Source organism: Kribbella orskensis (assembly GCF_004342085.1).
Classification (GTDB): domain Bacteria; phylum Actinomycetota; class Actinomycetes; order Propionibacteriales; family Kribbellaceae; genus Kribbella; species Kribbella orskensis.
Window position 1 is genome coordinate 578,337 of sequence record NZ_SLWM01000004.1, and the last position, 18,212, is coordinate 596,548.

Annotated in this window: 17 protein-coding genes; 7 read left to right on the plus strand and 10 right to left on the minus strand. The window is 67.6% G+C overall.

Going from position 1 to position 18,212, the window contains the following annotated elements:
- Positions 1-7: 7 nt before the first annotated feature.
- Both kdpA and kdpF read right to left on the minus strand, forming a co-directional pair.
- Positions 8-1,669 (minus strand): potassium-transporting ATPase subunit KdpA, encoded by a 1,662-nt coding sequence (gene kdpA, locus EV644_RS14900; RefSeq protein WP_132188835.1) that lies wholly within the window; start codon positions 1,667-1,669, stop codon positions 8-10.
- Positions 1,669-1,758 (minus strand): K(+)-transporting ATPase subunit F, encoded by a 90-nt coding sequence (gene kdpF / locus EV644_RS14905; RefSeq protein ID WP_132188836.1) that lies wholly within the window; start codon positions 1,756-1,758, stop codon positions 1,669-1,671. Before kdpF ends, kdpA begins: the two co-directional genes overlap by 1 nt.
- A 675-nt stretch (positions 1,759-2,433) precedes the next feature.
- Between kdpF and ftsH the strand changes: the two genes are divergently transcribed.
- Positions 2,434-4,395 carry an ATP-dependent zinc metalloprotease FtsH gene (ftsH, locus tag EV644_RS14910; RefSeq protein WP_132188837.1) on the plus strand — a complete coding sequence of 654 codons (1,962 nt, stop codon included), beginning with the start codon at positions 2,434-2,436 and terminating at the stop codon, positions 4,393-4,395.
- A 67-nt stretch (positions 4,396-4,462) separates the two neighbouring features.
- Positions 4,463-4,774: a hypothetical protein gene (locus EV644_RS14915; RefSeq protein WP_132188838.1), complete on the plus strand. Its 312-nt coding sequence runs from the start codon at positions 4,463-4,465 to the stop codon at positions 4,772-4,774.
- A gap of 74 nt (positions 4,775-4,848) precedes the next feature.
- Here the strand turns inward: EV644_RS14915 and EV644_RS14920 are convergent, their stop codons facing one another.
- The 4 genes from EV644_RS14920 to EV644_RS14935 all read right to left on the minus strand — a co-directional run bounded on the left by EV644_RS14920 (position 4,849) and on the right by EV644_RS14935 (position 10,534).
- On the minus strand, positions 4,849-7,611 hold the full coding sequence (locus tag EV644_RS14920; RefSeq protein ID WP_132188839.1) for a bifunctional YncE/alkaline phosphatase family protein: 2,763 nt from the start codon (positions 7,609-7,611) through the stop codon (positions 4,849-4,851).
- Positions 7,612-7,614: 3 nt separating this feature from the next.
- A complete protein-coding gene (locus EV644_RS14925; protein ID WP_132188840.1) occupies positions 7,615-8,973 on the minus strand; it encodes an ABC-2 transporter permease family protein in 1,359 nt (452 codons plus the stop codon).
- Positions 8,970-9,950 (minus strand): ABC transporter ATP-binding protein, encoded by a 981-nt coding sequence (locus tag EV644_RS14930; RefSeq protein ID WP_132188841.1) that lies wholly within the window; start codon positions 9,948-9,950, stop codon positions 8,970-8,972. Before EV644_RS14930 ends, EV644_RS14925 begins: the two co-directional genes overlap by 4 nt.
- A 149-nt stretch (positions 9,951-10,099) precedes the next feature.
- Complete coding sequence (locus tag EV644_RS14935; protein WP_132188842.1) at positions 10,100-10,534, minus strand: acyl-CoA-like ligand-binding transcription factor; 435 nt, start codon at positions 10,532-10,534, stop codon at positions 10,100-10,102.
- Between EV644_RS14935 and EV644_RS14940 the strand changes: the two genes are divergently transcribed.
- Positions 10,520-11,113: a Rossmann-fold NAD(P)-binding domain-containing protein gene (locus EV644_RS14940; protein ID WP_132188843.1), complete on the plus strand. Its 594-nt coding sequence runs from the start codon at positions 10,520-10,522 to the stop codon at positions 11,111-11,113. The two genes, EV644_RS14935 and EV644_RS14940, sit on opposite strands and share 15 nt — an antisense overlap.
- Positions 11,114-11,130: 17 nt before the next feature.
- Here EV644_RS14940 and EV644_RS14945 read toward each other — a convergent pair whose 3' ends face one another.
- Positions 11,131-12,762: a RecQ family ATP-dependent DNA helicase gene (locus EV644_RS14945; protein WP_199239816.1), complete on the minus strand. Its 1,632-nt coding sequence runs from the start codon at positions 12,760-12,762 to the stop codon at positions 11,131-11,133.
- 11 nt (positions 12,763-12,773) lie between these two features.
- The gene (locus EV644_RS14950; protein WP_132188844.1) at positions 12,774-13,901 is read right to left on the minus strand and encodes an alkaline phosphatase family protein; all 1,128 of its coding nucleotides are present in this window, start codon (positions 13,899-13,901) and stop codon (positions 12,774-12,776) included.
- A 123-nt stretch (positions 13,902-14,024) separates the two neighbouring features.
- Between EV644_RS14950 and EV644_RS14955 the strand changes: the two genes are divergently transcribed.
- A complete protein-coding gene (locus EV644_RS14955) occupies positions 14,025-14,708 on the plus strand; it encodes a DNA-3-methyladenine glycosylase family protein (protein ID WP_199239817.1) in 684 nt (227 codons plus the stop codon).
- 381 nt (positions 14,709-15,089) lie between these two features.
- Here the strand turns inward: EV644_RS14955 and EV644_RS14960 are convergent, their stop codons facing one another.
- Positions 15,090-15,671 carry a carboxymuconolactone decarboxylase family protein gene (locus EV644_RS14960; RefSeq protein WP_132188845.1) on the minus strand — a complete coding sequence of 194 codons (582 nt, stop codon included), beginning with the start codon at positions 15,669-15,671 and terminating at the stop codon, positions 15,090-15,092.
- Positions 15,661-15,996 (minus strand): carboxymuconolactone decarboxylase family protein, encoded by a 336-nt coding sequence (locus EV644_RS14965; protein WP_132188846.1) that lies wholly within the window; start codon positions 15,994-15,996, stop codon positions 15,661-15,663. Before EV644_RS14965 ends, EV644_RS14960 begins: the two co-directional genes overlap by 11 nt.
- Positions 15,997-16,200: 204 nt before the next feature.
- Between EV644_RS14965 and EV644_RS14970 the strand changes: the two genes are divergently transcribed.
- The 3 genes from EV644_RS14970 to EV644_RS14980 are packed head-to-tail and all read left to right on the plus strand — an operon-like array spanning position 16,201 to position 18,181.
- The gene (locus tag EV644_RS14970) at positions 16,201-16,599 is read left to right on the plus strand and encodes a VOC family protein (RefSeq protein ID WP_132188847.1); all 399 of its coding nucleotides are present in this window, start codon (positions 16,201-16,203) and stop codon (positions 16,597-16,599) included.
- A 38-nt stretch (positions 16,600-16,637) separates the two neighbouring features.
- Entirely contained in the window at positions 16,638-16,982 is a 345-nt protein-coding gene (locus tag EV644_RS14975; protein WP_132188848.1) for a YciI family protein, read from the plus strand.
- Complete coding sequence (locus EV644_RS14980; protein ID WP_132188849.1) at positions 16,979-18,181, plus strand: RNA polymerase sigma factor; 1,203 nt, start codon at positions 16,979-16,981, stop codon at positions 18,179-18,181. The genes EV644_RS14975 and EV644_RS14980 overlap by 4 nt, the downstream gene beginning before the upstream one ends.
- Positions 18,182-18,212 lie beyond the last annotated feature (31 nt).

Genomic DNA, 18,212 nt, shown 5'->3' on the forward strand with positions numbered 1-18,212 from the left:
AGCGTGGTCACAGTCCCTCCGCGAGGGGTCCGAGAGTGAGTGCGGGGAAGTAGGTCAGGCCGGTGACGATCACCACGACGCCGACGAGCATCGTGACGAACAGAGCCTTGTGGGTGGGCAGCGTGCCTTCGTTCACGGGAACCGGCTGCTGCCGGGCGAACGACCCCGCCAAGGCGAGCACCAGGATCATGGGAACGAAGCGGCCGAGCAGCAGCACCAGGCCCAATGCGGTGTTGTAGAAGGGGGTGTTCGCGCTCAAGCCACCGAACGCGCTGCCGTTGTTGTTACCGGCCGAGGTGAACGCATACAGCACCTCAGAGAACCCGTGCGGACTGTCCGTGTTGAAGATCGACGCTCGCGCTGTCGCCAGCCCCATCGCGACGGCCGCGCCGACGAGAACCAGCGACGGTGTCGTCAGGATGTAGAGCGAGACCAGCTTCATCTCGCGCGCGGTGATCTTCTTACGCAGGTACTCCGGGGTCCGCCCGACCATCAGGCCGGCCACGAAGACCGCCAGCACGGCGAGCACCAGCATGCCGTAGAGACCTGAACCGGTACCACCCGGTGTGACCTCACCCAGCATCATGTGGAACAGCGCGGTACCGCCACCCAAAGGCGTGAACGAGTCGTGTGCCGAGTTGACCGCACCGGTCGAAGTACCGGTTGTCGACGAGGCGAACAACGCGGAGGCCCAGACGCCGAAGCGCGTCTCCTTGCCTTCCATCGCAGCACCGGCAGCCTGAGTGGCGGTGCCCTCGCCTTGCGACTCGAACAGCGTCGCCGCGAAGGTGAACGCCACCCACAGGGTGGCCATCACGCCGAGGATCGCGTAGCCCTGCCGCTTGTCCTTCACCATCAGGCCGAAGGTGCGGGTCAGCGCCACCGGGATCACCAGCAACAGGAAGATCTCGAACAGGTTCGACAACCCGTTCGGGTTCTCGAACGGGTGCCCGGAGTTGGCGTTGTAGAAGCCACCACCGTTGGTGCCGAGCTCCTTGATCACTTCCTGGCTGGCCACCGGGCCACCCGGAATGGACTGCGTCTGGCCCACCACTGAGGTCACCTCGTGCGCACCGGACAGGTTCTGGACGACACCCATCGCCACCAGCACCAAACCACCGACTACGGCGATCGGCAGCAGGATCCGCAGTACGGTCCGGGTCAAGTCGACCCAGAAGTTGCCGAGCCGGTCCGTCTTCGTCCGGGCGAAACCACGGATCAGCGCCACGGCGACGGCGATACCGACCGCGGCAGAGACGAAGTTCTGTACCGCGAGGCCGGCGAATTGGACCAGGTGACCCATCGTCACCTCAGGCGAGTACGACTGCCAGTTGGTGTTCGCGACGAAGGAGGCGGCGGTGTTGAACGCCAGCCCTTGTTCGACGTTCGGCAGACCGAGAGACAGCGGTAGGTGTGACTGCACCCGCTGCAACACATAGAGCAGAATCAGGCCGACGAAGGAGAAGGCCAGCACGGACCGGGCATACACGCCCCAGGTCTGCTCGGCCTTCGAATCAACTCCGAGCAGCTTGTAGGTACCTCGTTCGACCCGGGAGTCCTTCTCGGAGGTGTAGACCCGGGCCATGTAACCGCCCAGAGGGACATAAACGGCCGCCAGCAGCGCGACGAGGAGGCCGACCTGCAACAGACCGGCTGCGGTGTCGGACATCAGAACCTCTCAGCGAAGATCAGCGCGGCGATCAAGTAGAGGACCAGCCCTGCGGCCACCACGAGGCCGGCGATGTTCTCGGCGCTCACAGCTTCTCCACCCCCCGCAGCGCGAGCCAGACGGCCGCAAAAACGGCCGCACAAACAGCGAGGTACACAACGTCTTTCATGATCGGCCCCACTCCTCGGCCCCGCTCAGGGCAGCACTCCCCGCAAGAGCATTGCCCTCTCGCAGACCCTTCCCAGCGGCGCGCCGACCTCTAGCAGGTCTCTCGCGCAGCTGTGGCGCGTGTTCCGGGCATTCCTTCGCGATCGTCATCGTTCCTCGATTCGTGAGTGCGCTGTGGATCTCCGCGAAGGTCGGAAACGGCTGGATCGTGTCGTAGCCCGCTCACAGCCGCCTCGCAGGTTGCGGCAAGCCTTCGTCCTTCAACGGCTCCGTCGAACCAGTGACAGACCCCGGTTGCCTGCTGGAAATCACCGACGCCCGTGGCTTATTCCAAACCGCACCTCGTGAGCGCTTGCTACGCCTGCACCGTTGCTCGGCCGATCCCTGGCTCGGGTGGTCACGATGTGTGCACCGCTGATGGCCGCGTCGATCTTCCTCGACATCCTGAACGTCTTCCTGTTCTTCCTGCAGCTCTTCTCCCGCCGAGAGGCCTGAGCTGAAGCCTTGCGTTGAGGGCAAAGACAGGCTGCCTCTGAAGTCCTATGTTGGGCGGAAGGCGCGAACTTGGACGCATGCACTGATCAGCGGAGCCGACCATGAGTGAACAGGACCAGACCCCGCCCCAGCAGAACTCGTCCGGCCGCGACGGTCGCGCCGACGACTCGCGGCCGGGCAATCAGCCGTGGCGCACGGAGGGCATGCCGCCGAGCGCCGGGAAACCGCCTCGCCGGCCGCGGTGGCTTCGCTTCGCGGCTTTCATCGCCGGCGGCTACCTGCTGCTGTTTCTGCTGACCACGATGCAGGATCAGATGTCGGGCGGAACGGAGACCGTCGCCTACACCGAGTTCACGATCCAGGTCGAGAAGGGCAACGTCGCCGAGGTGTTCTCCCGCGGCGACACCATCCAGGGCACGCTCAAGGACGCGGCAACAGTCCCGGGCAAGAGTGACGCCACATACACGAAATTCACCACTGAACGACCGACGTTCGCCACGGACGATCTGTTCGGCGCGCTGGAGAAGAGCGGAGCGACCGTGCGGGCCACTCCGGTCACCCAGCAGCGAGGGGTGCTCTGGAACCTGCTGATCTCCTTCGCGCCGATCCTGTTGCTGGTCGGCTTCTACCTCTGGCTGTTCAGGCGGCAACAACGTGCGGCCTCAGGCGGGCTGAGCGGCCTTCTCGGCGGAGGTCAGAAAAAGCCGATAGATCCCGAGAGCGTCCGAGCCACCTTCGCCGACGTCGCCGGCATCGACGAGGTCAAGGCAGAGATCGCCGAGATCGTCGACTATCTGAAAGATCCCGACAAATACCGGCGGCTCGGCGCCCGCGCTCCGAAGGGTGTCCTACTCGCCGGCGCACCAGGCACGGGCAAGACCTTGCTCGCGAGGGCCACAGCCGGCGAAGCGGGAGTGCCCTTCTTCTCGGCCAGCGCCTCGGAGTTCATCGAAGCGATCGTCGGCGTCGGCGCGAGCCGGGTTCGCGACCTGTTCGGCGAGGCACGCAAGGTCGCGCCGGCGATCATCTTCATCGACGAGATCGACACCATCGGCCGCGCTCGCGGCGGCGCCCGCTCGATCGGCGGTCACGACGAGGGAGAGCAGACGCTCAACCAGATCCTCACCGAGATGGACGGCTTCTCCGGCACCGAGGGCGTCATCGTCCTGGCCGCCACCAACCGCGCGGACGTGCTCGACCCGGCCCTGCTGCGGGCCGGCCGGTTCGACCGCACCATCACGGTCCACGCCCCCGATCAGCGGGGCCGGGAAGAGATTCTCCGGGTCCACGCGCGGGGCAAACCGCTCGGGCCGGACGTCGACCTGGCCGCCCTCTCGCGATCCACTCCCGGTATGACCGGCGCAGACCTTGCCAATCTGATGAACGAGGCAGCCCTGGCGGCCGCGCGCCAGAACCGGTCGCAGATCGGCCAGCACGACCTCACCGACTCCCTGGAGAAGATCCAGCTCGGTTCTGCCCGCAACGTGGTGATGGGTGAGGAAGAGCGCCGCCGGACCGCCTACCACGAAGGCGGGCACGCCCTGCTCGGCATCATCCAGGTCGGCGCCGACCCGGTCCGCAAGGTCTCGATCATCCCTCGCGGCCGCGCGCTCGGCGTCACGCTCTCCACACCGGAGATGGACCGGTACGGCTACGACGCGGACTACCTGCGCGGGCGCATCATCGGCGCCCTCGGCGGGATGGCGGCCGAGCAGGAGGTTCTCGGTGTCGTCACCACTGGCGCCGAGAGCGACCTGGAGACCGCGACGAGGATCGCTCGCTCGATGGTCGGCCGCTGGGGCATGTCCAAGGCTGTCGGCCCGGTCTCCGTCCTGCCTGCCGAGGGCGACCCACGGCTGGGCGGCGCCTCCGAGGAACTCCTCAACACCGTCGACGAAGAAGTCCGGCGACTGATCGACGAGTGCTACCAGGAGGCCAGGCGACTGCTGCGCGAGAACCGCGATCGCCTGGACGCCATCGCCGAACAACTCCTCGAGCACGAATCACTCGACGAGACGGACGTGTACGCCGCAGCCGGCGTCTCCCACGACGCCAAGACCTGACTAGGTACGGGCCGCGAGTAGGCTCGGAAAACACACCACCAGAGACGTCGGATCAATGGAGGTAACGATGACTGAAGAACCCTTCGAAACGTCGGAGGACGTTCACCGCGACCGGCGCGAGCACGGCGGGATGCCGCTGCACCCGGACGACGACGATCTCGCCCGCCGCACCGAGCAGGAGCGGGTTGAAGCTGGTGTTGACGACTACGACCCCGATGACGTCCCACCGGCCACCGATGAGCCCGCGCCGGACGATCTGACCGACACCGAGGAGTATCGAGAGGAACAGGCGGAGATCAAACGCGAGACGGAGGAGAGCGAGCTCTACCCGTTGACCGAACGACACCCGTTCCCACCCAGCCATTACGACAAGTCCTGATCGGCCGGAGAAACAGAAGCCCCTGGCCGGCGGTGAAGCCGGCCAGGGGCCTTCTCTGCGATCTACCAGCTAGGTCAGCCGTCGTTCTCCGCTGACGGGATGAGGGCGCCCGGCACGTTCTCCGGTGCGACGATCATGTCCTCGCCGGGGTACGGCTTGGTCCAGTCGTGCGCCTCGTACCAGCTGAGGTGGTTCATCTGGGCGGGGTTGGCGAAGTCGGCCCTGGCGTCGGGGCCGGTGAGCCGCTGCTGCGACTTCCAGCTGTCCCACTTCGCCGCGACATCCTGCTGGTCCGCCGGCACGGTCGCCGTCGGAGCGGCCGCCGCGAGCGGGTTCTGGGCCGCCGGAACGTCAGCGCCACAGGAAGGCAGCGCCGTCAGACCCGCGGTCAGCGAGGTCCGGTTGGGCAGAGCGGTGAACGGCCGGTAGTCGGGCTCCTTGGTGAACGCCCCGGCCATCGGGGTGGCCGCGCTGTCCTTCTGGTTCATCGGCTTGATCCCGAGCATCTGCTCGATGGTCCGGATCATCGTGATCTGCGAGTAGTAGTGGCTGTCGACCGCGCCACGCTGAGCCCACGGGCTGATGATCTGGATCGGGGCCCGGTGGCCGTCGATGTGATCGAGACCGGCCTGGGAGTCGTCCTCGACGACGAAGATCGCCGAGTCCTTCCAGTACTTGCTGTGCGAGATCGTGTCGACCATCTTGCCGACCGCGAGGTCGTTGTCGGCGACCTGGGCGGCTCCGTTCGGCGGACCACCGGTGTGGTCGCTGGAGAGCCAGAACATGTTCAGGTTCGCCGGACCGAACTTCTCGAAGTCCTGCTTCCAGATCTCGTACCGGTAGATGTCCGGTACCGCGGTGTCGAACTTCGGGAAGCCGTGCACGGACACGTCGTTGAGCGACGGGATCGGCGACGACGAGATCAGCGGGTAGGCGGTGTTCGCGCCGGTCGCCGCCATGTTCTTGGTGTCGCAGTACAGGTTCTGCCAGCTCGCGCCGGCCGGCTTGGTCAGGAACTGCTGGAACTCACCGAAGTCGCGCACGGTCTTCCCGGCGTCCTGCGCACCGCTCCAGATGGTGCCGCTCCGCTGGTGGCCGAGAGCGTCGTCCTCGGTGTCGTAGCTGCGCAGGTACTCACCGGCCGAGGACTCGGTGTACTCCGGGTTGTCGGCCTGCATCAGCCAGTTGTGCCCCTCGGCGGAGTTCGTGCCGATGTCGTAGGTGTTGTCGTACAGCCCGAACTGCTTGGTCAGCGCGTGCTGGTTCGGCGTCACGTTCTCGCCGTACTGCGCCAGTGCCGGGTCGCCGTTGCCCTCGGGGATGTCGCCGAAGACCTGGTCGTAGGTCCGGTTCTCCTTGACGATCAGGAAGACGTGCTTGATCGTCGACGGGTCGCCGAGCCGCTGCGGGACCGGTACCGGCAACTTGTTGCCCTTGTCCTTGGCAACCTCGACCGAGTTCTTGGTCCAGCCGTTCTGCTGGAAGACCTTGGCCGTGCCAGCGCGGATGGCGTGGTCGTCCGGCAGCTTGAACCGCTGCAGGCTCGACGTCGTGTCGTGGGTGCCGTGCCCGGCGGCTGTCGTCGGGCGACGGGCATCGATTCCACGAGTGTTGGACACCAGTACGTCGTCGCCGACGGTGGTGATCTCCGCGGGGAAGTAGTCCGTCGGAAGCAGGCCGACGTAGCTGACCGGCTCCAGCGGGTTCTGGTAGCGGTAGACGGCGATCGCGTTCGCGCGGCCGAGCGTCACCAGCAGGTGACCGTCATCCGTCAGCGTCACCCCGTCGGGCTCGTAGCCCACCGACGCCTCCGGCCACGGCCGGGTGGCGATGGTCTGGACGACCTTGTTCTTGGCGGTGTCGATGACGGAGATGTCGTTGGTCGCCGTGTTCGTGACGAACAGCGCACCGTTCTTCGCGTACAGAGCGGTCGGGTGCAGCCCGACGTCGATGCTCGTGACGGCGGCGGCCGAGTTCGCCAGGTCGATGACGCTGACCGTGCCGGTGGTGGTGGCACCGGTCGACGGGTTGGCGGGGACCTGGGTGTTGTACGAGTTCATCGTGGTGTCGCCCGGCTTCGCCGGACGCCCGCCCTCGTTGCTGACATAGAGCTTGTCGCCGACCTTGATCAGGTCGCGCGGAGCGTTGCCCACGGTCCAGCTCTGCTGGATGGCGCCGGTCGCCGTGTTGATGGCGACGACGCGGTTCTGGCCGTTGACCGCGGAGTACACGGTGGAGCCGTCGGGCGAGAACACCGCCTCACCCACCAGCGCGTGCTTGGGCCCGTCCGCCGCGATCGAGACGAAGGTCGGGTTGGCGACGGTGCCGTCGGGGTTCACGGTGAACCTGCGGTAACCGTCGGTCTGGCCCAGCCACAGCTGCGAACCGTCGGGTGAGTACGTCGGGCCTTCCTGGCCGATGTCGTTGCCAGGGATGCGCAGGTTCGCGGCGGCGTTGTTGCCGACCAGCTGCTGCACCTTCCAGGTCTTCAGGTCGACGATGGCCAGTGCCATCCCACCGTCGGTGACCGAGGCCGCTACGTGGGTGCCGTCCGGGCTGAGCGAGGACGACATGATCTTGCCGTTGTTGATGACGAGGCGCTGACCGATCGGGTTGACGTACTGGTCGCCGGAGACGACCAGGCCCTTGTCAGTGGTCTGCCCGACCTGGTCGGTCCCGAACATGCGCGTCGAGGCGAATGCGATTCCGGAGCCGGTGGCGACCACGGCGACAACGGTGGTACCCGCTGTGATCCGTGATACGCGGCGTCCGATGCGTCGGCCGAGCAGGCCTGATTGGCCCTCCTCGTCACGCCGGCGGCGGCGTGTTACCTGCATGGATTACTCCTTCGGAGTGGCGGAGAGCAGTTCGAGCTTGGCGTCGAACTGCCAAAGCGGGTTCGGTGCGTCGCCTTGCGGCGTGCGCACCAGGAAGAAGCCGTTCACTTCCTTCGGTCCGTCGCCGTCGGCGACGTACCGCCCGTCAGGGGTGACGTCGAGCTGGTAGATGGCCGTCCCCGCGGCCTCGACGTCAGGGAGATGCCAGGTCACGACGCAACGCCAGTCGTTACCTGCGCCCTGGGCGGCGACCTGGTCGCCGCCCTTCGTGCACGCCGCCGTGGCCTTCAACTGCGCCTCGGTGACGTCGGGCCGGTTGAGCTGCTTGGTCTGCAGGCGGTAGAGGTGGGCGAAGGCCGTGGCGACCGACTGCTGCACCTTCTCCTGCTCGATCCCGGAGCCGGTGGCCCCTGTCGCCGGAGTGACGACACCGATGGAGACCCCGAGCAGTACGACCAGCGGCAGGAGGCCGCCAGTGAGCGCACGCCGGCCCGCGCCGTCATCAGTCAGGTTGGTGAAGTCGCGCCGCACGAACAACCGGTAGGCCAAGGCTGTCGCGGCCACGGCCCAGACCAGGCTCACCCCGATACCGACCAGGAGCGGGCCGAGCTGCGCCGGGCTGGTGAACAAACCGCTCCACGCGGTGAAGGCGTAGCCGGGCAGAGCGAGGCGTACGGCGACCGGTATCGGCAGCATCTGGGCGAGCTGCATCGTGAGCGCGACGATCGCGGGCAGCAGGAGTCCCATCGGTGACCGCCCCAGCGCGACGGACCCGAGCAGTCCGATGGCGGCGAGGGCCAGAGTCGGGGCGAGGACGCAGACCCAGGCGAGCAGGACCTTGCCCGCGGCGTCCGCCGGTGTCAGCAGGTGGCCGTCGAGGCCGATCAGCGGATGGTTGCCGATCGCAACGAGCCCACCGACCGTGCTGGAAATCGCCAGTCCGGCCACGAGCAGCACGATGACGGTGAGGCTGGCCAGTGCCTTCGCTGCGAAGATCCGACGGGGCGACCGGACCGCCACCAGCAGGTGGCGCCAGGTACCGAGCCGATCCTCGGAGGCGAACGCGTCGCCGGCGACCAACGAGGTCAGCAGTGGAAGCGCCCAGGTGCCCGAGAACCCGAGCACCACCAGCGGTCCCGCCCAAGCCGTGGCGTGCATCCAGCGACCGAAGAGCGTGTCGACGGGGAGCGAGCCCTGTTGACTCACCGCGGCGACGAACAGCGCCGGCGCGATCCAGCAGACGAGAACCAGCAAGCGGACCCGCCACTGCGAGACCATCTTGACCAGCTCGAAGCGGTACCCGCGCGCGACCGACACCCGGCCGGCAGTGGGAACGTCGGTAACGTCGACGGTCGCGGTCATCGGTTCGACTCCTGCTGCTCGGTGAGGGCGAGGAACGCGGCTTCGAGCGGCGACACCACGGGTGCGAGCTCGCGCACCGCGATGCCCGCCTGCACCAGCCGCACCACCAGTTCGTCGAGGGCCGGCACCATCGCGTGCACCACGAACACCGCGGCGTTCTGCCCGGTGTCGTCGGCGACGCGTACTCCGGCCGTTTCGCCCGCCACCCGGCGGGCGGCCTCCGGGTCGGAGGTGAGGAGCCGGTAGCCGAGCTCATCGGTCTCGGCGGCCAACTTGCTCAACGGGCCGGAGAAGACGACCCGCCCGGTGGCGAGGATGGTGACCTCGGAGCACAGCGCCTCGAGGTCGTCCATCCGGTGGCTGGAGAGCACCACGGAGGTCCCGTCGGCCGCGAGCCGGGTGAGGACGCCGTGGACGTGCTTCTTGCCGGCCGGATCGAGCCCGTTGGACGGTTCGTCGAGCACTAGCAACCGGGGCTTGGTTAGCAGGGCCGCGGCGAGCCCGAGGCGCTGACGCATTCCGAGGGAGAAGCCGCGGACCCGGTCGTCGGCGACATCGGTGAGCCCGACGTCACCGAGCACATCGTCGATCCCCACCGTGCGCGCCTCGCGACCACGCAACGCCGCCAACGCGGCGAGGTTCTGCCTGGCCGTGAGCGAGGGGTACAGGCCGGGACCGTCGACGAAACCCGTGACACCGTCGGGAGCGGCGAGCGCGCGCCCGACCGTCGTACCCAGGATCTCGAGGGTGCCACTGTCGGCGACGGCCAGACCCAGCAGGAGCCCGAGCAGGGTCGTCTTTCCTGCGCCGTTCGGTCCGACCAACCCGTGGATCTGCCCCTGCGGCACGTCCAGCTCGATGCCGTCGAGCGCGATCACCTCACCGAACGACTTGACGATTCCACGAGCCCGGACGGCGACGGATTCGTGCAGGCGACCGAGGCCTGCGACCGAGGTCGCGGGCAGACTTTTGTTCATCAAGCGCACTCCGAGAGGGGCGGAACAATGTGGCGGGCTACCTGGCAACGTTGTCACCAACTTCCCGCCGGGTCAGTACCCAGCGGGTGACCCGAAGGTGAACACTTGTTAACCCCGCCGGCGCACGGCGAGGTCACCCACCCAGGGCGTCAGGCAGTGAGTTCGGAGAGGTCGGCGAGGGTGCCTCGCATGACGTCGGCCAGGTCCGCGTCTTCCGGTCCGGCGACCCAGCGCTCGAATGACACCCGGAAGACCGCTATACCCGTTTCTGCCGCGAGCGACGCGGTGGCCGGCCCGACACCTCGCTGCCGCAAAGCCTCGGTGAACGCCGTGACGAGCGATGCCATCTTGATGAACTCGCGCTCGCGGAGCTCGGGCGTCGCCGCGATGACGGCCTGCCGACGGCGGGAATGGTCACGGCGGTCGGCGAACAACTCAGCCGCCGCGAGCAGGGCGATCGTGATGGCATCCATCGGTTCCGCGCCCCGAGGCGCGCCGGTCAGGGCGTCGACCATCCGCCGCTGGAGCTCCTCGGAGCCGGCGAAGAGCACCTCGCGCTTGTCCGCGAAGTGGCGGAAGAACACGTCGGGAACGGGGTTGCTCGCCTACGCCTCGCTGGACCGGACCGGGACGGAGGAGGACTTCCTGCCCAGCGGCTACCGCATCGACGCGGAGAACTTCGTCATCGGGCTTGCGGACAAGGGCATTCGATCGTCGGTCGTGCGGCTGCCACCGATCACCCACAGCACGCTCGACCACCAGGGCTTCGCGCCGTCGCTCATCACCTTCGCCCGGCAGCACGGCGTGTCGACGTACGTCGGCGACGGCTCCACCGCTGGCCGTCCGTCCACACCCTCGACGCCGCGCGGCTGTACCGGCTCGCGCTCGAGTCCGCCCCGGCCGGCACGCGCCTGCACGCCGTCGGCGACGAGGGGATCGAGTTCCGCCGCATCGCCGAGGCCATCGGAGCGGGGCTCGAGCTGCCCGTTCGCTCGGTCGAGGCGGAACAGGCGGCCCAGTACGTCGGCTTCCTGGCTTCGTTCGTTGCCCTGGACAACCCGACATCAGCGACCAGCACTCGCGAGTTGCTCGACTGGCAACCGACGCACCTGGGGCTGCTCGCCGATCTGGCGGAGGGCCACTATTTCCGCCCGACGGATTGACGGGGTGAAGCAGCCGGTCAGGATTCGGGTTCGAGGAGATGGCGATACGTCATGAAGGCGGTTCGGAGTTCCTTGTAGCCGACGCGGTCGAACAGCACGGTCATGGTGGTGCCGTCATAACGCTCGACCAGGCCGGACCCGAAGGTGGGGTGCTTGACTCGGCTGCCGACCGGGAACGGCTGATCGGGGGCCGGTGCGGCCGTGTGGCCGTTCAAGTCGTTGTCGCAGTTGCCGCAGGGACCTTTGTACTGCTCTCCGAAGTAGTTGAGCAGCCATTCGCGTCGGCAGCCACCGTGCTCGGCGTAGGCAGCCATCATCTCGACCCTGGAGCGGGCAACCTCGCGACGGTCGTGCTCGACCGCCGATGCGCCTGCGACGGCCTTCTCGACATCAGTTCGCGCAGTCAGGCGGAAGCGGTGTCCGACGATGACCACTCGGGCATCCGTCAACCGGCCGAGAGCGCGTTCGACCCTGGCCGGGCTGAGCCCGCTGGCGGCGGCCAGTTCGGCGATGTCCGCGGGGTGGTGCTCGTCGATCGCGGTGGCGACAGCGAGAAGATCCTCGTCGCTGACGCCACCTGAGGCGAAGAACCGGTTGAGTCCCAGGTTCGCGTGGCGGTAGAACAGTTCGATGTCGGCCGGCTCGCCGTCGCGGCCCGCACGTCCGATCTCCTGGTAGTACGCATCGATCGAGCCAGGAGCTTCGGCGTGGCTGACCCAGCGGATGCCCGGCTTGTCGATCCCCATCCCGAACGCGATGGTGGCGACGACGACCCGGTACCGATCGGCGAGGAAGCCGTCCTGTACTTCGCGGCGTTGCCGGGCGGAGAGGCCCGCGTGGTACGCCTGTGCGGAGACGCCCGCAGTTTCGAGCTCAGCTGCCAGGTCCTCGGCATGGCGATGCGTCGCGACGTAGACGACGCCCGGTCCGCGCGAGGACCGGACATGACTCAGCAGGCGGCGGCCCTTGGTCTCCTCGTCGGCGAACGTGAACACCGAGAGGTTGAGATTAGGCCGATCGAACCCGCCGACCACCACGGACGGGGCGCGCATCTCCAGCCGGTGGATGATCTCCTTCCGAACCGGCGGAGCAGCGGTGGCAGTCAGCGCGAGGATCGGCGGCCGGCCCATAGCGCGGATGGCCGCGGCCAGTCGCAGATAGTCAGGCCGGAAGTCCTGTCCCCACTCACTGACCAGGTGGGCCTCGTCCACGGCCACCAGATGCGGCCGGGACGACGCCAGCAGTTCGAGTACAGCCGCGTGGGTGAGCTGCTCCGGCGACATGAGCACGAATCCCGGACGTCGCTGCACCAGCATCTCGTGGGCCACGCGTTGCCCGGCGTGGTCGCTGGCGTTCAACTCGGCAACTTCAACACCGGCCGGATGCTCGGACAGCGCCCGCATCTGATCGCGCTGCAGAGCCACCAGCGGGCTGACCACAACCGTCACTCCACCCAACGCCAACCCGGCGAGTTGATAGATCGCAGTCTTGCCAGTTCCGGTCGCAAGGACGGCAAGCGTGTCCTGACCCTCGAGCACCGCCCGTACCGACTCCGCCTGGCCTGGGCGCAACGCGTCGAAACCGAGCCGATCGCGAGCAAGCGCGGCGATCTCCGGGAACCCCAGCATCCGTTCATCATCCTTCGCCATCGGCCCGACCCTCACTCGTTCGTGTTCGAGGCTACGAGGAGTGGGACGAGCTGTTCCTCGGGGGTCAGCGAGCCGTGGTGACCGACGAAGCGACTCAGGCGGGCTTCGAGCTTCGATCGGACCACCACCGTCGATCCCTGCGCGGCGACCACGACGTCGCCGATGCGTGGGCGCACGGTGTCGGCGACGCGCGGCCCGAACCAGCCCTGGCCGATCGCCTCGTCGCGACGCAGTACCGCGGCTCTGGTGCCGAGGTGCTCGCGCCACCTGTCGACCACATCGTCCAGCGCCCCGGCTTCGGTGTAGAGGTGGCGGACCCGGGCCTCACCGCCCAGCACCCGTACGCCGTAGCGCAGCTCCGGCTCCGCGTCGAAGTCGACCCGGTCGTGGTCCGCCGCGGCGACCATGCCGTGGTCGGCGGTGACCAGCAGCATGCTGTCCTTGGGAAGCCCGTCCGCGATCGTCGCCGCGACCTGGTCGACGACACTCAACTGGTGGCACCACGCGTCACTTCCCGGTCCGTAACCGTGGCCGAGCCCGTCGAGATCCGCGTGGTAGGCGTAGCAGAGGATCCGCTCGTGCTCGCGCAGCGCGCGCAGTACCTGGCTGATCAGGTCGCCGAGGGCGTAGGCACTCCGGAACTGTCCGCCACGCAGTACGGCGCGGGTGAGTCCGCTGCCTTCGAGGTCACGCGGCACGACCAGCTGAACCGGCACCCCCGCATCACCGGCCTGCTCGAAAATGGTCCGGTGTGGCTGGACCTGCTCGGGTACGAGCCGATCGCGGAGGTCGATCGGACGTCCTTCACCCTGCCGGTGCCAGCCCAGCGCGTTGAGGAGTTCACCGTCGACGGCGAACGAGTAACCCACCACCCCGTGCTCGCCGGCCAGCCGTCCGGTACCGAGGGTCGCGAGACTCGTCGCCGTCGTCGCGGGGAACCCCGCCACGATCGGGTCGCAATCCTTTGCCAGCGAGGAGAGGAACGGCGCCTCGGCTGCATGCGCTCGGAGGAGCTGCCAGCCCAGTCCGTCGACCAGCAGCAGGCACACCTTGGGCGCGGCAGGCAGACCGAGAACGTCGGTCATGCCGGGAACACCCAGCGCGGCCAGCACGGACGGCCCGACGTCAGCCAGCGTCATCGGTCGTTCTTCGGAGATCTTGATAGGCCACCGCCATCCCATCGCTCGCTCATCTCGCCTTGCCGGCGAGACCAGCCGTACCTGTGAGAGTAACTTTGGCTACCCGGCAGAAGAGGGTGTTCCATGACCAGTGGAATGACATCAGCGGGTGAGCGGGTCGCCCCGGAGGAGCACCTGCGCCAGGCCGACCCCGTGCTGGGCGCGATCATCGACCAGGTCATCGAGGACAACGGCGGCCCGGTGACGACGGTCCCCGACCCGGCGCTCCCGGCCGATCCGAACATGCCGACCGACCACTACGGCGTCCTCGTGCGCGCCATCGTCAGCCAGAACATCTCGAACCTCGCCTCACGCGCGATCTACCAACGACTGCGGGAGCGCTTCGGCGGCAATCCCCCGACGCCGGAGGAGATTCTTGCGGCGGATCCCGACGAGCTGCGGCTGGCCGCCGGGCTCTCGAAAGCCAAGACGGCCTCCCTCCGCTCGCTGGCCGAACACATCGTCAGCGGTGAACTCGACCTCGAACGCGTGCACTTGCTAGCAGACGAAGAAGTGGTCACACAGCTCGTCGCCGTGAAGGGCATCGGCACCTGGACCGCCGACATCTTCCTGATCTTCCACCTGAACCGCCCCGACGTCCTGGCAGCCGGCGATCTGGAGATCCGCCGCGCGGTCGAGCGAATTTACGGTCTCCCCGGCCTGCCACGCCCCACCGAGGTAGAACGGATCGCAGACCCCTGGCGCCCCCACCGCACACTCGCCTGCCTCTACCTCTGGCAATGGGAAGAAACCCCCAAACCGACCTAGGGGCCTGCGCTCTGGAACCGGGTGGTAGCTGCGGGTGGAGCCAGATTCGGTGGCGCTTCTTCCTTGCGTCCCCTCCAAGGTGTTGGCGGCACGGTGGGCTGTCGTCACGGCGAGCAGCCATGTTCCAACCCAGGGCAGCGCTCCAGTCGTCCGGCGCGAGCGGCTCGACGGTGCATGCCCCGAGAAAGCGTCTGATGGCGGCGATGTTCGTGGCCAGGTCGGGCAGGCTGGCGTCCGGTGCGTTCTCGAGGAAGCCGGGCCCGGTAGGACCAGGCGACCAGCACCGGTCGGTCCAGGCCCAGCTGATCGATGACCGCGGCGAGGTCGTCCGCCCACAACTGCGGATCGCGACCGAGCCGAACCAGCCGGTCCGAGCACGCGCTATCGGTAGCCGCGCTTGAGTAGGTACTTGGCGCCTGCTTCGAAGCCCTCGGGGGTGAGCACCTCGAAGCCGAAGGCGTCGGCGAGCCGGTCGGTCGTGTTGAACGCGGCGCAGACCGCCAGCGCGTCCTCGATCTGCTGGGGTGAGACGCCGGCGGCCAGCACTTCCCGCATGTCCTCGGCGCCCAGTTTTCCTTCGGTGGTCAGCTTGCCGAGCATCCGCAGCGTTGCCCGGAGCGGCTCCTCGACGGAGGCCGATTCCAGGTCGGCCAGCACCGCCGCGACCCGTGGCCCGTCCTGGTACGCCTGCGTTGCGGTCGCGGTGTGCGCGCCGATGCAGAACGTGCTCTCGTTCAGCTTGGACACGTACGCCGCCATCAGCTCCCGGTCGCCTACCGACCAGGCGGAAGGCCCGCGCATCGCCTCGTGGGTGAACTCCTTGGCCCGGGCGCCGTAGAAATCGGGCCGGTAGAAGACCAGCTTGGCGGCGTCTGGCACCGGGTGCCCGGAGAACAGCCGGATGAGCGCGAAGAGCAGCTTGGTCGAGGGACGGTAGCCGCGGTCGAGGATGTCAAGTCGCATTGTCCGGCCTCTCCTTGACGGTTGCTTCGGCCAGGGCAGCCAGTCCGGCTTCATACATCCGGGTGGACTGACCGACCGCAGCGCAGATCACCAGCTCGAAAAGCTGGTCCTCGCTGAAGCCCGACGCCTTTGCCGCAGCGAAGTCCGCCTCGGTGACCTGCGTCGGCCTCGTGGCGACTTTGCCGATCAGCGCGCCCAACGGCGGGGAGAGGCCCTCGTTGCTGAAGGCACGGGCTCGCTGCTGCGCGGCTGCCCTGCCCTCTCCGTTCAGAACGCGATCCACCAGGGCTCGGTGCGCTGCTCGCAACTTGTCGTCATCCGGCACGGCACCCTCCTTCTCCTCTGCAGCTCGGCTAGCTGCCCACACGTGTATGACGATCGGCGAGCCGCCGCATACGACACGCGGCCGGAGAAAGTTCTGGACGCCCTGCCGAAGAGCTGTACCGCGGGCCGGGCGGGAACCTTGTCGTATCCGGTGGCGCTCCGATCGTCTCCCCTATGAAGGAAGTCAAACGACCTGGAGACCACCATGCAACCCACACTCAACGTCCTCGACATCACCGTCACCGACCTGGGCGCCGCGATCGACTTCTACCGCCTGCTCGGCCTCGAATTCGTCCGCGACCAGTACATGCCCGACGACCACGCCGGCTGCGACCTTCCCAACGGGCTCCACCTGATGCTCGACACCGACGACCTGCGCAGCAAGACCACCGCCGAGTGGACCGCGCCCGCCAACGGGCGAACCTTCCTCGCCTTTCAGCTCGAAAGCCCAGCCGACGTCGACGCGACGTACGCCGAACTCACCACAGCAGGCGTCACCGGGCTGCAGGAACCATTCGACGCACCCTGGGGGATGCGCTACGCCACCGTCACCGACCCGGCCGGCAACGGCGTCGATCTGTACGCCAACCTCCCCTCCAGTTGACCTCCGACCAGCCACACTGACAACAGGAGGTGACGTGCGTGAAGTACGTGCTGATGTTCGTCGACACCGAGGAATACGCCAAGGAACTCGAGTCGTTCAGCCCGGCCGAGCTGGAAGACGTCTATCAACGGGTCAACCAGTGGTTCATCGACCACGCGGCCAACATCCGCCACAGCGGCAGCAAGCTCCAGGGCGGGGCCTCGGCGACCACGGTACGGCTCGACGGGCCCGAACCGGTCACAACCGACGGCCCGTTCATGGAAGGCAAGGAGGTCATCTCCGGGTTCACCGAGATCGAGGTCACTGATCTCGACGAAGCACTGCGGATGGTGAAGACCTGGCCCGCGTGCCCTGTGGTCGAGATCCGCCCCGTGGAGTCATGAGCGCCGATCCCGCTGCTGACGAGCTGACTCGCGTGGTCCGCGAACATGCGGGCCAGCTCGCCGCCTCCCTCGTCTCGCTGCTGGGCGACTTCTCCGCCGCCGAGGATCTCGTCCAGGACGCCATCGAGATCGCGCTGAAGCGCTGGCCCGAAGAAGGGATTCCCGACCGGCCCGACGGCTGGCTGTTCACCGTGGCACGCCGCCGGGGCCTCGACGTACTCCGCAGGCAGGAGAACTACCGCTCCAAACTCGCCCAGCTGCAATGGCCGATCCACCGCGCCCCGGATGACCGGCTCCGGCTCATCTTCACCTGCTGCCACCCCGCGCTCGCTCGCGAGGCCCAGATCGCGCTCACCCTCCGCGTGGTCTGCGGCCTCACCACAGCACAGATCGCCGCAGCGTTCCTCGTCCCGGAATCCACCGTGGCGCAACGCATCACCAGAGCCAAACGCAAGATCGCCGACGCTGGAATCCCCTACCGGATCCCTCGCGACGACGAGTTGGCCGAGCGACTCAGCGAAGTACTGACTGTCATCTACTTGCTCTTCAACGAGGGCTACCTGTCCAGCACCGGCGACCGAGCACACTCCCGAGACCTGGTCGACGACGCCGAATGGCTCACTGCACTCCTCGCCGGCCTGCTCCCCAACGAGCCCGACGTTTCCGGACTCCTGGCGCTGATCCGCCTGCACCGAGCTCGGGTTGCCGGGCGGTTCACCGCCGACGGACAACTGGTCCTTCTGCAGGACCAAGACCGAAGCAAGTGGGACCATCGCGCGATCGCCGAAGCCACCTCCTTGCTCACCCGTACGGCGCGCCGCCACCGCTCGCCCGGGCCCTACCAACTCCAGGCCGCGATCGCCGCCTGCCACTGTGAAGCCGTCACCTGGGCCGAGACCGACTGGCGGCAAATCCTCGTCCTGTACGACATGTTGCTCCATCTTCAGCCGACTCCGGTCACCAAGCTGCACCGTGCTGTCGCCGCCCGCTACGTCTACGGCCCACAAGCTGCTCTGGCAGAACTCGACGACCTCCAGGCCGCTCTGAAGAACTATCCACTCTTCCACGCGACCCAAGCCGAGTTCCTCCGCGCCGACGGCAGGACCGCGGCAGCCCACGAGGCCGACAAGGAGGCCATCAAGCTGACCAGCAACCCAGCTCAGCTCGACATCCTCCACGATCGCCTAGCGGCCTACTGAGCCCGGCCGCACCCGCTCGCGCAAGTTGTGC